The 12389-nt window shown below is 74.8% G+C and carries 11 protein-coding genes; 4 read left to right on the top strand and 7 right to left on the bottom strand.

The window, feature by feature from the left end:
• Positions 1-43: 43 nt before the first annotated feature.
• The 5 genes from cls to WAA21_RS01710 all read right to left on the bottom strand — a co-directional run bounded on the left by cls (position 44) and on the right by WAA21_RS01710 (position 5266).
• Entirely contained in the window at positions 44-1519 is a 1476-nt protein-coding gene (gene cls / locus WAA21_RS01730) for a cardiolipin synthase (RefSeq protein WP_336921009.1), read from the bottom strand.
• Positions 1520-1677: 158 nt separating this feature from the next.
• The gene (locus WAA21_RS01725) at positions 1678-1905 is read right to left on the bottom strand and encodes a zinc-binding dehydrogenase (RefSeq protein ID WP_336921008.1); all 228 of its coding nucleotides are present in this window, start codon (positions 1903-1905) and stop codon (positions 1678-1680) included.
• A gap of 159 nt (positions 1906-2064) precedes the next feature.
• Positions 2065-3627, bottom strand: a complete 1563-nt coding sequence (locus WAA21_RS01720; RefSeq protein WP_336921007.1) for an MFS transporter — start codon at positions 3625-3627, stop codon at positions 2065-2067.
• An 82-nt stretch (positions 3628-3709) separates the two neighbouring features.
• A complete protein-coding gene (locus WAA21_RS01715) occupies positions 3710-4372 on the bottom strand; it encodes a hypothetical protein (protein ID WP_336921006.1) in 663 nt (220 codons plus the stop codon).
• Between the two features lie 147 nt (positions 4373-4519).
• Complete coding sequence (locus tag WAA21_RS01710; RefSeq protein WP_336921005.1) at positions 4520-5266, bottom strand: GntR family transcriptional regulator; 747 nt, start codon at positions 5264-5266, stop codon at positions 4520-4522.
• A 78-nt stretch (positions 5267-5344) separates the two neighbouring features.
• On the opposite strand from WAA21_RS01710, the gene WAA21_RS01705 reads away from it, so the two are divergent.
• The 3 genes from WAA21_RS01705 to WAA21_RS01695 are packed head-to-tail and all read left to right on the top strand — an operon-like array spanning position 5345 to position 7892.
• Positions 5345-5659, top strand: coding sequence for a rhodanese-like domain-containing protein (locus WAA21_RS01705; protein WP_336921004.1), 315 nt, complete (start codon positions 5345-5347; stop codon positions 5657-5659).
• Complete coding sequence (locus tag WAA21_RS01700; protein WP_336921003.1) at positions 5656-7023, top strand: MBL fold metallo-hydrolase; 1368 nt, start codon at positions 5656-5658, stop codon at positions 7021-7023. The genes WAA21_RS01705 and WAA21_RS01700 overlap by 4 nt, the downstream gene beginning before the upstream one ends.
• Complete coding sequence (locus tag WAA21_RS01695) at positions 7020-7892, top strand: sulfite exporter TauE/SafE family protein (RefSeq protein ID WP_336921104.1); 873 nt, start codon at positions 7020-7022, stop codon at positions 7890-7892. Before WAA21_RS01700 ends, WAA21_RS01695 begins: the two co-directional genes overlap by 4 nt.
• A gap of 78 nt (positions 7893-7970) precedes the next feature.
• Here WAA21_RS01695 and WAA21_RS01690 read toward each other — a convergent pair whose 3' ends face one another.
• Positions 7971-9914 (bottom strand): adenylyl cyclase, encoded by a 1944-nt coding sequence (locus WAA21_RS01690; protein ID WP_336921002.1) that lies wholly within the window; start codon positions 9912-9914, stop codon positions 7971-7973.
• A 101-nt stretch (positions 9915-10015) separates the two neighbouring features.
• On the bottom strand, positions 10016-10573 hold the full coding sequence (locus tag WAA21_RS01685) for a helix-turn-helix domain-containing protein (RefSeq protein WP_336921001.1): 558 nt from the start codon (positions 10571-10573) through the stop codon (positions 10016-10018).
• Positions 10574-10650: 77 nt separating this feature from the next.
• Between WAA21_RS01685 and WAA21_RS01680 the strand changes: the two genes are divergently transcribed.
• The gene (locus tag WAA21_RS01680; protein WP_336921000.1) at positions 10651-12309 is read left to right on the top strand and encodes a bifunctional NAD(P)/FAD-dependent oxidoreductase/class I SAM-dependent methyltransferase; all 1659 of its coding nucleotides are present in this window, start codon (positions 10651-10653) and stop codon (positions 12307-12309) included.
• The last annotated feature ends 80 nt before the right edge of the window (positions 12310-12389 follow it).

The following is a 12389-nucleotide window of genomic DNA, read 5'->3' as shown; positions in this document are numbered from 1 at the left end:
GCGTGGGTCGGTGCGGAGTCGACCGGAGGGCAGCCCGCTGGCGTCACTGCAGCGCGGACGTGAGGCGCGCGAGGTTGTCGACCACCCGTGCTACGCGCGGCCGGTACAGCCACTCCGCGAGCGTGAGCTCGCGGCTCGCCGCCCGGTACCCGTCCTCCACCCGCCGCAGGTCGTCGACGAACTCACGGCCCTGGATGAGCAGCGAGGACTCGAGGTCGAGCTGGAAGGAGCGGATGTCGAGGTTGCTGGAGCCGACGTAGGCGACGTCGTCGTCGATGCTCATGTGCTTGGCGTGCAGCACCGTCGGGGCCGGGTAGAGGTGGATGCGGACGCCTGCGCGCAGCAGCGTCTCGAAGTAGCTGCGCTGGGCGTGCTGCACGAAGAACTGGTCGGCCTCGGCCGGCACGAACAGCTCGACGTCGAGGCCACGCAGCCCGGCGGCGACGACGGCGTCGAGCAGCGACTCGTCCGGCACGAAGTACGGGCTCGTGATGCTGACCCGCCGGCGGGCGGAGTACAGCAGCGCGTTGAACATGAGCAGGTTGTTCTCGGTGTCGTAGCCCGGCCCGCTCGGCAGGACCTGGATCGCGAGCGGCCCTTCCGCGGCCACCCCGGCGGCGTCCGTCGGACGCTCGGGTGCGGTGATGTCGAGCAGCTCGTCGGTCTCGCTGAACCAGTCGGTGAGGAACACCGCGTCCAGCGACTGCACGACCGGGCCGCGCACGCGGACCATGAGGTCCTGCCAGCGCAGCCCCTTGCGGCGGTTGGCGCGCTTGTCGTAGGAGCTGTCGATGACGTTCTGCGACCCGGCCCAGCCGACGAGACCGTCGACGACGACGAGCTTGCGGTGGTTGCGCAGGTCGGGGCGCTGGTAGCGGCCGCGCCACGGCTGCACCGGCAGCATGAGGTGCCATTGCACGCCGGCCGCCGTGAGCCGCTCCAGGGTCGCGCGGTAGCCGGGGTAGCCCGCCGAGCCGATGTGGTCGAGCAGGACCCGCACGCCGGCGCCGTTGGCGACGGCCTTCTCCAGCGCGGCGAAGAACGGCTCCGTCGTCTCGTCGAGGGACAGGATGTAGACCTCGACGTGGACGAAGTCGGTGGCGGCGGCGATGTCGTCGGCGATCGCCTGGATCGTCTCCTCGTAGCCGTCGTGGATCTCGGCGGAGCAGCCCTGCAGCATGGGCAGGGCGCCGACGTTCTGGTTCTGCCGGACGACGCCGTCCAGCCACGGCGGGCCCGGTGCCTCGACGTGCCCGAGGCCCTCGGCGACCACGCGGGCCGCGATCCGACGGTCGACCTCGGTCTGCCGCGCGCGCCGGGCGGCGGGCAGGCGGGGGCTGCCGATGACGAGGAAGGCGAGCAGACCGACGACGGGCAGGATGTAGATGAGGAGCATCCAGGCCGTCGCCGAGCTCGGCTTGCGGTTCCGCGGCACGACGACGAGGGCGACGTAGGCGGCGACCAGCAGGACCGCGAGGACCGCGACCCCTAGCGGTCCCCGCAGCTGCTCGACGGTCACGACGAGGCCACCGCGGTCGGTCGGTCCGCGGGCGGCTGCATCGGCTCACGCTAGGGCGGAGCCGCTCGGGCGGTCCAGACGCCGGGTGGTCCGGGCGGCGGACGGTCCAGGTCGCCGACGGCCATGAGCACGCCCCCGACGGTTCCGGACCCACCCCCTCAGAGCGTCGGAACCACCTTGCCGACGACGTCCGTCCGGGCGCGCGCCGCGGCGGCACCGGCCTGCTCGAGCGGAAGGACGGTGTCGAGCGCAGGCCGGAGCCGCCCGTCACCGACCAGCCTTACGAGGTGCGCGAGGTCGCCGGGGCGCGGGGCGCGCGGGGTCGGTCGGTCGCCGACGACGAGGCGTCCGTCGCCGTCGCTGTGGTCCACGCCCGCTGCCCGCACCCGTCCAGCGTGCCTCCCGACCCGCGCGACGCCAGTCGCGACGGTCGGCGTCAGGGGCGCCCGTCGACCGGTCGGCGCCGGAGCCGAGGACGGCTGCGACGCCGTGGGGGCACAGTGGGGGCATACCGCGGTGACGACAGCTGCCTCCCGCCGACCGGCTCACGACCCCGCGAGCGCGTCCTCCAGCTCGGAGGCGCGGACCTGGCCCTTGCGCGGTGCGAGCCACAGCACGAGCGCCGCGGCGACGAGCTGCACGACGGCGGCCACGACGAAGGCCGTCGTCGCGGCGTCGACGAAGGCCGCCTCGGCCGTGTCGAGCAGCTGCTCGCCGGCGGGTCCGAGCCGGTCGGCCGCGAGCCGGACGAAGGCGATCGACGCCTCCGCACGCTCCGCGGCCTCGGGCGGCAGGCCCTCGACCGCGCCCGAGACGCCACTGCGGTACACGGCGGTGATCGTGCTGCCGAGGACGGCGATGCCGACGGCGCTGCCGACCTCGCGCGAGACGTCGTTGACCGCGGAGGCGACGCCCTGCTTGGCCTGCGGCAGCGACGACACGATGGCCGTGGTCGACGGCGTGCCCGCCAGGCCCATGCCGGCGGCGAAGACGACGAGGCCGAGCGCGACGTGCCAGTAGCGCAGGTCCGTCGTGAGGCCGGTGAGCACGAGCATCCCCGTCGCGCTCAGGGTGAGGCCGAGCGCGACGACCCGGTTCGTGCCGAGCCGGTCGGCGACGCGCGGGGCGTTGCGGGCGACGGGGATGAGCACGAACGGCAGCGGCAGCAGGCACAGCGCCGCCTGCAGCGGCGACAGGTCGGTGACGAACTGGAGGTACTGGAGGATGACGAAGAACAGCCCGAAGCTGCCGAAGAACTGCACGGTGAGCGCCAGCGACCCGGCGCCGAAGCCGCGCAGGCGGAACAGGCGCGGGTCGAGCAGCGGGTGCTCGCGCCGCAGCTCCCACCACACGAAACCCACGAGCGACACCGCTCCGACCGCGAGCGACGACAGCGTCCACGCGTCGCCCCAGCCCCGCTCGGCGCCCTCGATGATGCCGAAGACGAGCCCGGCCACGGTGAGCACCGACAGGACCCCGCCCACCGGGTCCAGCGGCGGGCGGTGGGGGTCGCGCGAGCTCGGTACCACGACGAGCGTGCCGAGGAGGGCGAGGACGGCGAGGGCGACGTTGAGCCCGAAGAAGGACGACCAGTCGAACAGCTCGAGCAGGATGCCGGAGGCGAACAGGCCGAGGACGGCACCGCCGCCGGCGACCCCGACCCACACCCCGACGGCCCGACCGCGCTCCTCGGGCGGGAACGACGTCGTGATGACCGACAGCGTCACGGGCATGACGGCGGCCGCGCCGACACCCATGACGCCGCGCAGCGCGATGAGCGTCTGCGGGTCGTCGACCGTCATCGCCATCCCGGCGGCGGCGCCGAACAGGGCGAGCCCGGCCAGCAGGATGCCCTTGCGGCCGAACCGGTCACCGACAGCGCCCGCGGACAGCAGCAGCCCGGCGAACACGACGGTGTAGGCGTCGACGATCCACGTCAGCTCGGTCTGGGTGGCGCCCGTGGCGAGCGCGAGGTCGGGCAGGGCCACGTTGAGGCCGCTCACCGCGCTCACGACCATCATGAGCGCGAGGGCGACGACGCCGAGGAGCGCGCGGCGCCGCCGGGGCGAGAGCTCGACCGGGGTGGGAGCCGGGGCGGTGGACGGCATGGCGGCCTCCTACGAATTCAACGGCTGCTGAATTCTGCTCCCGGCCTCGTCGTGCGGTCAAGAGGCCCGCGGCCGCCGGCGCTCAACGGTTGAGGACCTCGACCACCGTCTCCTGCACGACCGGCTCCGGCTCGAAGGTGACGGTCGAGCGGGCGCGCACCACGAGCCGCTCGCCGCTGCCGGTGACGACGGTGCCGGTGGCGCTGTTCGTCTCCCGGCCGACCCGGACGGGACCGTCGTCGCCCGCGACCCACGTCGCGGACTCCCGCAGCCGCAGCAGACCCTCGCCGCTCGCGAGGGGCTCGACGGACTCGCCGGCGAACAGGACGCCCGGGCAGACGCTGTCGAGGAGCTCCGGTACCGACAGCCCGTCACCGTCGTACAGGGTGAGCCGGACCTGGTCGTCGACGGCGACGTCCTGGGTCGCGCCCGGCTCGGGCGGCGTGCCCGTGGTGCGGGTCCGCAGCGCGACCTCGTCGATGTCGCTGAACCGGCAGACGTCCTCGACGGTGACGCCCGCGAACAGGAGCAGGTCGGTGTCGAGGCCGTCGCCGCCGGTCACGAGGTTGTCGTAGAAGCGGCCGAAGGGGACCTGGACCCGCTCGACGTCCGTCCGGGCCTGCGCCGGGGCCGCGCCCACGGCGGCGAGCCCGACGACGGCGGCGGCCGCGACCGACACCGCGGTCCAGGGCGGTCGCCGACGCTGCGGCGGGACGTCGGGTCGGGCCGGGTGGTCTGCGCTCATGGTGTCGCCTCCGTGTCGTCGGGGTCCCGACGCTAGGAGCCCGTGCGACCCGGCGGTGCCGTGCAGGCGCCCGGTGAGTACCGCCCGCCCGCTCGGTGAGTAGGGCGCCGGTCGGGGGCAGGGCGGCCCGGACGTCCGGCCGTCGGCTCAGCGAGCGGCCAACCGTGAGCCCTCCCGCGCCGAGAACTCCGCACCGAGCACGAAGCGGTCGGAGCGCACGACCGTCCGGCGCACCTCGAACGGGCGGCCGTCGGCGAGCCCCAGGCGCTCGACCTCGACGACGGCCGCGGGGTCCGGCAGCCCGAGCGCCTCCCGCGTCGGTGCGTCGGCGAGGGCGGCGCGGATCTCCTCCGAGCCGCCGGAGATCGTGACGCCGCAGCGCAGCCGCAGCTCGTCGTACAGCGCGGTGTGGGAGAAGTCGACGCCGAGCAGCGGCCGGGTCTCGGCGGCGGGCAGCCACACGTCGTCCACGGCCAGGGGCACGTCGTCGGCGAGGCGCACCCGGGCCAGGTGCAGCAGCCGGAGCCGGGGGCCGCGGCCGAGCCGGGCGGCCACGTCGGGGTCCGTGACCACCTGCAGCGAGCGGACGAGGCTCGTCTGGCGCCGCCCGCTGCCCTCGACGGACCGGAACAGGCTGTACAGCGCGCCGAGCGGCTGGACCAGGGCGCCGTCCTCGGCCACGCGCGGCGCCCGGCCGCGCGCGGCGCTCACGAGGCCCTCGCCGCGCAGGTCCCGCAGCGCCTCGCGGACGGTGTGGCGGCTCACGCCGTACTCGGCCGCCAGGCCGTGCTCACCCGGGAAGCCGGCCTCGAACTCGCCGTCGGCGATGCGCCGGCGCACGTCGTCCTGCAGCCGCCGCCACAGCGGGCCCGCGCCGGGCTCGAGCGTTCGCACGGGACCAGCGTAGGGCTGGACAACGGCATCTAATGTACGTACATTTACGCCGTGCCGTTGTTCCGCTGGAGGAGAGCCATGACCCCCGAGACCGACATCCCCGACCTCGCCCGCGCGCACCGCGAGGGCGCCGTCGTCGTCGACGTCCGCGAGCCGTCGGAGTACGCCGCCGGGCACGTGCCCGGCGCGCTCAACGCCCCGCTGGCCACGGTCGCCGGCCGCGCCGGCGAGCTGCCCGACGGCCGGCTCTACGTCGTCTGCGCGGGCGGCAACCGCAGCAAGGCCGCCACCGACGTGCTGCGCCGCGCGGGCCGCGACGCCGTGTCCGTCGTCGGCGGCACGAAGGGCTGGGTGTCCGCCGGTCACCCCGTCACGAAGGGAGCCCGGCCGTGATCGAGGTCATCACCATCGAGACGCCGAGCCTCGGCGACCGCAGCTACGTCGTCACCGACGGGACCGTCGCGGTCGCCGTCGACCCGCAGCGCGACCTCGACCGCGTCCTCGACGTGCTCCACGAGCGCGGTCTCCGGCTCACCCACGTGCTGGAGACGCACATCCACAACGACTACGTGACGGGCGGGTACGCCCTCGCGCAGGCGACGGGTGCGCGCTACTGCGTGAACGCCGACGACGAGGTGTCGTTCGAGCGCACCCCCGTGCGCGACGGCGACGAGTGGACGACCGGGGCGCTCCGCGTCCGCGCCCTCGCCACCCCCGGACACACGTTCACGCACCTGTCGTACGCGGTGGACGCACCGGGCCACGACGACGAACCCGTCGTCTTCACCGGCGGGTCGCTGCTGCACGGCTCGACGGGCCGTCCCGACCTGCTCGGCCCGAACCACACCGACGCCCTCGCGCGCCACCAGCACGCCTCCGCCCGTCGCCTGGTGGCCGAGCTGCCGGACGCCACGGAGATCTACCCGACCCACGGCTTCGGCAGCTTCTGCGCGGCGACGCCGACCTCGGGCGACGCCTCGACGATCGGCAGCCAGCGCACGAGCAACCCGGCGCTGCGGCAGGACGTCGAGGAGTGGGTCGAGCAGACCGTCGCGTCCCTCACCGCCCACCCCGCGTACTACGCCCACATGGCGCCGGCCAACAGCGCCGGGCCCGCCGCCCCGGACCTGTCGCCGCCGGCCCCGGCCGACCCGGCCGAGCTGCGTCGGCGGATCGACGCGGGGGAGTGGGTCGTCGACCTGCGCGGGCGGACCGAGTTCGCCGCCGGCCACCTGCGCGGCGCCTTCAACTTCGGTGCCGACGGCTCGTTCGTCACCTACCTCGGGTGGCTCCTGCCGTGGGGCACGCCGGTCACCCTGCTCGCCGACACGCCCGAGGACCTCGAGGCCGCGCAGCGCGACCTCGTGCGCATCGGCATCGAGCGGCCCGCGGCGGCCGCCACGGGCCGGGTCGAGGACTGGGCCGGGGTCGACGCCCTCGCCTCCTACCGGCGCGTCACCTTCGCCGACGTCGCCGCGGCCCGCGCCGCGGGCGAGGAGCCGCACGTGCTCGACGTGCGTCGCGACGACGAGCGGCGCTCCGGTCACGTCGCCGGCTCGCAGCACGTGCCGCTCCACGAGCTGCTCGACCGCGCGGACGAGGTGCCGCACGACCGCGGCGTCTGGGTGCACTGCGCCTCCGGCTACCGCGCGTCGATCGCCGCGGCGGTGCTCGACCGCGCCGGTGTGGACGTCGTGCTCGTCGACGACGGCTTCGACAACGCCGCCGGCGCGGGCCTCGTCGTCGTGGCGGGCTGAGCGTGCTCTGGCTCGTCCTGGCCCTCGCCGTCGCGGTCGGGCTGAGCCTCGGCCTGCTCGGCGGGGGCGGCAGCATCCTCGCGGTGCCGCTGCTCGTGTACGTCGCGGGGCTGGACCCCAAGGAGGCGATCGCCACCTCGCTGCTCGTCGTCGGCGCGACGAGCCTCGCGGCGCTCGTGCCGCACGCCCGCGCCGGGCGGGTCCGCTGGCGGACCGGCCTGCTGTTCGGGGCGGCCGCCATGGCGGGCGCCTATGCGGGTGGACGGCTCGCGGCCCTCGTGCCCGGCGCCGTCCTGCTGCTGGTCCTCGCCGCGATGATGCTCGCGACCGCCGTCGCGATGATCCGTGGCCGTCGCGCGGTGCGAGCGCACCCCGACGGCGGGCTGCGGGTGGGCGTCGTGCTCGCCGAGGGCGCCGTCGTCGGCCTCGTCACCGGCATGGTGGGCGCGGGCGGCGGGTTCCTCGTGGTGCCGGCGCTCGTGCTGCTCGGCGGGCTGCCGATGACGGCAGCCGTCGGGACGTCGCTGCTCGTCATCGCGCTCAAGTCCTTCGCCGGTCTCGCGGGCTACCTCGCGAGCACCGACATCGACTGGCCGCTCGCGCTCGCCGTGACCGGCGCCGCCGTGCTCGGCTCGCTCGCCGGCGGGTCGCTGACCGGCCGCATCCCGGCCGACGTGCTGCGACGGGCGTTCGGCTGGTTCGTCGTCGCCATGGGCGGCTTCGTGCTCGCGCAGGAGCTCGGCGACGTCCTCGGGCTGGCCGCGCCCGTCGCCGTGGCCGTCGCGCTGCTCGTCGTCGCGGTCACCGCGGTCGCGGCGCTCGCCCCGCGCCGGGGCGCCGACCGCGACCGCGTCGGCGCGAGGACCTAGGTCCGACAGCCGGAGCGCCGGCCCACCCGAGGGTGGACCGGCGCTCCGTGCTGGTGCGGTCGTGCCTGCCGCCGCCCGTCAGGGCAGCGGGTAGCGGACCAGGTAGGCCGGGTTCTCGTAGTCGTCCGGGTCGCCCTCGTCCGGGATGCCGTCGACCCGGTCGCCGACCCCGTTGACGATCGAGTCGATGATCCCGGGGCCGCTGAGGTTCTTCGTCATGATGTGGTGCAGCACGACGCCCGGCGTCTCGGGCACCTCGTAGCCGTTCGCTGTGACGATGTCGGGGTTGTTGCGGTTGAACACGTACACCCCGCCGCCCCACAGCGTGTGGCGCTCGACGTCGTCGGCGACCTTGTACGCCGCCCAGCCGAGCGTGCCGTCGTCGGCCGTCCACTCCGCCTGCGTCGGCGGGTCGTACGGCAGCTCGTTCTGGAAGAAGAGGACGAAGCCGTCCTCGCCGTTCCACACGACGTTGTGCTCCTGGAAGTGCTCGACGAAGAAGCCGGTCGCGGTGACGCGGTCGCCGTTGACGACGACGCCGTTGCGGCCGATGTTCGTCCGCCAGCGCTCGTTGTCGCCGAACGTGCCGTCGGTCCGGTCGAAGCCCTCGACGCCGTGGTCGGCCCGCCACACCCACGTGTGGTCGATGAGGACGTCGTCGCTGTTGACCTCGAGCGCGACGTCGGTCTTGCCGACGTAGGGCCCGCCGACGCGGAAGTACACGTCGGACAGCGTCGTCGGGTTGCTCGCGCTCGACTTGTTCGCCGCCTTCGGCCCGTTCGTCTTGCCGACACGCAGCAGGGCGGGGGACTCGACCTCGCCGGCATCCACCGTCACGCCCGCGACCACGACGCCGGGGACGTCGGCGACGACGAGCGGGACGGACCCGCCGACGGAGTGCAGCGTGGCCAGGCCCATGCCGAGCACGACCGTGTCGGCGCGCTTCACCGAGATGCTGCGGGCGACGTCGTACACCCCCGGCGTGAGCAGCAGGTGCTTGCCGCGCGCGAGCTGGTTGTTGATCTCCTGGACGGTGTCGCCGGGCTTCGCGACGAAGAACTCGGTGAGCGGGATGGTGCGGCCCGGCGTCATGCCGTAGGCCCACGTGAGGCCGCGGGTCCCGGTCCGCGCCGACGGCACCCGCACCTGGTAGCGGCCGGCGTCGTCGACGAAGAGGAACGGCTTCTCGCGGCTGATGGGCGTCTCGTCGAACGTCGTGTACGGCGGGTCGGGGTAGGTGCTGTCGTCGGGGGCACCGACGACGCCGGAGAACACCTGGTTCCACACGGCGTTCGACCACGTGCCGAACTCGCTGTTGCGCGCGTACCACTGCTGCTGGGACCCGTTGACGACCGTCTCGGCACGGGAGTCGGCGATGAAGCCGCCGCTCGCGAACGACGGACCGGTGCAGTAGTCCATGAGCGTGAGCGTCGGCCCCTGCACGTCGACCCGGCGCATGGACACCGCCTGCGAGACGGCCCAGAAGTTCGCCGAGGCCTCGCAGCCGCCCTGCCCGGCGGTGTTGACGTCGATCGTGAGGTTGGAGATGCCGCGCCAGAAGTTGTTGAGGGCGAAGCAGCCGACGAACTCGGGGTTCGTGGGGTCGTCGAAGCACTGGTTGTAGACCTCGACGGCGCCGTTGATGACGACGTCGCCGGGGTCGGCGCCGAGGCCGATGACCTCGGTGTAGTAGCCGACCTTCATCTGCAGCGGCTCCTCGTCGGTGCCGTACACGCCCGGCTCGAAGACGAGCGCGTAGCGGTTGGGGCCCATCTCGTCGCTGACCTGCTGGGCGTGGATCGCGTCGGCCGTCGCCTGGATCTCGCTGGTCGGCATGCTCGGGTCGAAGACGATCGTGCCGGGGCCGAGGTCGGGGTCGGTCGCCGACGTCCTCGGTGGGGGCGCTGCGCCCGCGGAGACGGCCGGGACGAGGGCGAGGGCGGTCGCGGCCACGAGGGCCGGGGCCAGGAGACGGGCGGCCCGACGGCGACCGCCGGGCAGGGTGGAACCGGGTGGGGTCATGCGTGGACTCCTTCGTCCATCGGGGTCGCGCGTACCGGTCGGCGCGACCGTCACACGATGCCACGCCGGGCGGACGGTCGGGAGGGCCCGGCCTCCTCGGCTCAGGCGTGCGTGTGGGCGCGCTGCCCGTCCCGGTCGAAGATCATGATGACCTCGGCGGGACCGTCGAGCGCGCTGAGGGCGTGCGGGGTCATGGTCGTGAACTCCGCAGCCTCGCCGGTGTCGACGTCGACGTCGCGCTCGCCCAGGTGCAGCCGCACGCGACCGAGCAGCACGACGAACCAGTCGTGCCCGGGGTGGACGCGCTGCGCGGGCCGGCTCGCCGTCGGCTCCAGGCGCATCTTGAGCGCGACGGTCCGCCCGTCCGGCCGGCTCAGCGGCCACGTGGTGCGGGCGCCGTCGCTGTGGGCGACTGGACGGATGACGACGTCCTCGTCGCCGGGCGCCTCGAACAGCGTGTCGAGGCTGACGGACAGCGCCCGCGCCAGCGGGACGAGCACGTCGAGCCCGAGCGTCCGCTTGCCCGTCTCGACGCGGCTGATGGTCGACGGGCTCAGGTGCGTGCGGGCGGCGAGCTCCTCCAGGGAGTAGCCGAGCGTGGTCCGCAGGCTGCGCAGCCGCGTCCGCGCCAGCGCCTCGACGTCCCGGGTGTCGGTCACGGGATCAGGATGGGACTGTCTTGCAGATCCTGCAAGGCCTCTGCCGGTTACGTACCGACCGCCGTAGCGTTCCTCCTATGACGACGACGGGTGAGAACACGCGGCACCAGCACGACCACGGGCACGCCCACGACCACGCCCACGACCACGGGCAGTCCCCGGTCGTGGAGCGGCGCTGCGACGTCGCCGTCGTCGGCGGGTCGGCCGCGGGCCTGGCCGCCGCGCTGCAGCTGGCCCGGCAGCGCCGCAGCGTCCTCGTCGTCGACGACGGCACGCCGCGCAACGCCCCCGCCGCGCACATGCACGGCTACCTCGGCCGGGAGGGCGCCGCCCCCTCGGAGCTGCTGGCCGTCGGACGCGAGGAGGTCCGCTCCTACGGCGGGGAGGTGCTGGCCGGCCGCGTGCTCGCCGTGCACCGCCTGGACGAGGGCGGCTTCCGGGTCGAGCTGACGGGCGGGCACACCCTGCTGGCCCGGCGCGTGGTCGCCGCGACCGGCATCACCGACGAGCTGCCGGACATCGAGGGGCTCGCGGAGCACTGGGGCCGCGACGTCGTGCACTGCCCGTTCTGCCACGGCTACGAGGTGCGCGACGCCCGGCTCGTGCAGGTCGTCACGCACCCGATGGGGCTGCACCCGACGGCGGTGCTGCGGCACCTCACCGGCCGCCTCACCGTCGTGCTCGACGGCCGCGACGCCGACCCCGACGCCTTCGACCCGCAGGCCCTCGCCACGCTCGAGGCCGCCGGGACGCCGGTCGTCCGGGGCAGCGTCCGTCGCGTCGTCGGCGGGCCCGACGGCCGGCTCACGGGCGTCGAGCTGGCCGACGGCGAGGTGCTGGCGGCCGACGCCGTCCTGGTCGGCGCCCGGTTCCGCGCCCGCGTCGACGTCCTCGCCCCGGCCGGCGTGACGGCCACCGCGCACCCCACCGGCTTCGGCGACGTCCTCGAGGTCGACGCGCGCGGCGAGACCGCCGTCCCGGGCGTCTACGCCGCCGGCAACGTCACCGACCCGAGCCTGCAGGTGCTGCCGTCGGCCGCCCACGGCAGCCGGGTCGCCGCGATGGTCGCCTTCGACCTCGCCGAGGAGGACCTCCGGGCGGGCTTCCGCGCCTCGGGGGCGCAGGTCGACTGGGACCACCGCTACGGCGGGGCGGAGCCGGTGTGGAGCGCGAACCCCAACGGCACCCTCGTCGCCGAGGCCGCCGGGCTGCCCGTCGGTCGCGCGCTCGACGTCGGCGCGGGGGAGGGGGCCGACGCCCTGTGGCTGGCGGAGCACGGCTGGACCGTGACCGCGAGCGACGTCTCCGGCAACGCGCTCGCGCGGGTCGGCGCCGAGGCGGGACGGCGCGGGCTCGACGTCCGGCTGCTGCGCGCGGACGCCGGCGAGGCGGGCGCCTTCGGCGCCGAGACCTACGACCTCGTGTCGCTGCAGTACGGCTCCTTCCACCGCAGCCCCGACGGCCTGGGGGTGGCGAACCTGCTGGGGGCGGTCGCGCCGGGCGGCACCCTGCTCGTCGTCGCCCACGACCTGACTCCGCTCACCGAGCCGCTCGACGTCGCCGAGCAGACGCGCATGTGGGACCCCGCCGCCTACGTCGGGGTCGAGGAGCTGGCCGCGGCGCTCGACCGCGACGAGTGGGACGTCGACGGCCCCGCCACCCGGCCGCGCCCGCCGGGGGCGGTCAGCGGGCACCACGTCCACGACGTCGTGCTGCGGGCGACCCGCCGCCGCTGACGCCCGCGCCGCCCTACCCCGCGCGGTCGTGCGGGATCATGACGCGGCAGCGAGGTGGTGGGGCGGCGGAGAGGTGGCGG

The sequence above is a fragment of the Aquipuribacter sp. SD81 genome (assembly GCF_037153975.1).
Taxonomy (GTDB): domain Bacteria; phylum Actinomycetota; class Actinomycetes; order Actinomycetales; family JBBAYJ01; genus Aquipuribacter.
The sequence above is the reverse complement of the archived record's forward strand: the minus strand, read 5'-3'. Positions and strand labels throughout refer to the sequence as shown.

What these genes read in the sequence shown, in the direction of transcription:
- WAA21_RS01720 (WP_336921007.1), bottom strand. Translation starts at nt 3,627, where the DNA reads ATGCCGTCCACCGCCCCGGCTCCCACCCCGGTCGAGCTCTCGCCCCGG.
- WAA21_RS01715 (WP_336921006.1), bottom strand. Translation starts at nt 4,372, where the DNA reads ATGAGCGCAGACCACCCGGCCCGACCCGACGTCCCGCCGCAGCGTCGG.
- WAA21_RS01705 (WP_336921004.1), top strand. Translation starts at nt 5,345, where the DNA reads ATGACCCCCGAGACCGACATCCCCGACCTCGCCCGCGCGCACCGCGAG.
- WAA21_RS01690 (WP_336921002.1), bottom strand. Translation starts at nt 9,914, where the DNA reads ATGACCCCACCCGGTTCCACCCTGCCCGGCGGTCGCCGTCGGGCCGCC.
- WAA21_RS01680 (WP_336921000.1), top strand. Translation starts at nt 10,651, where the DNA reads ATGACGACGACGGGTGAGAACACGCGGCACCAGCACGACCACGGGCAC.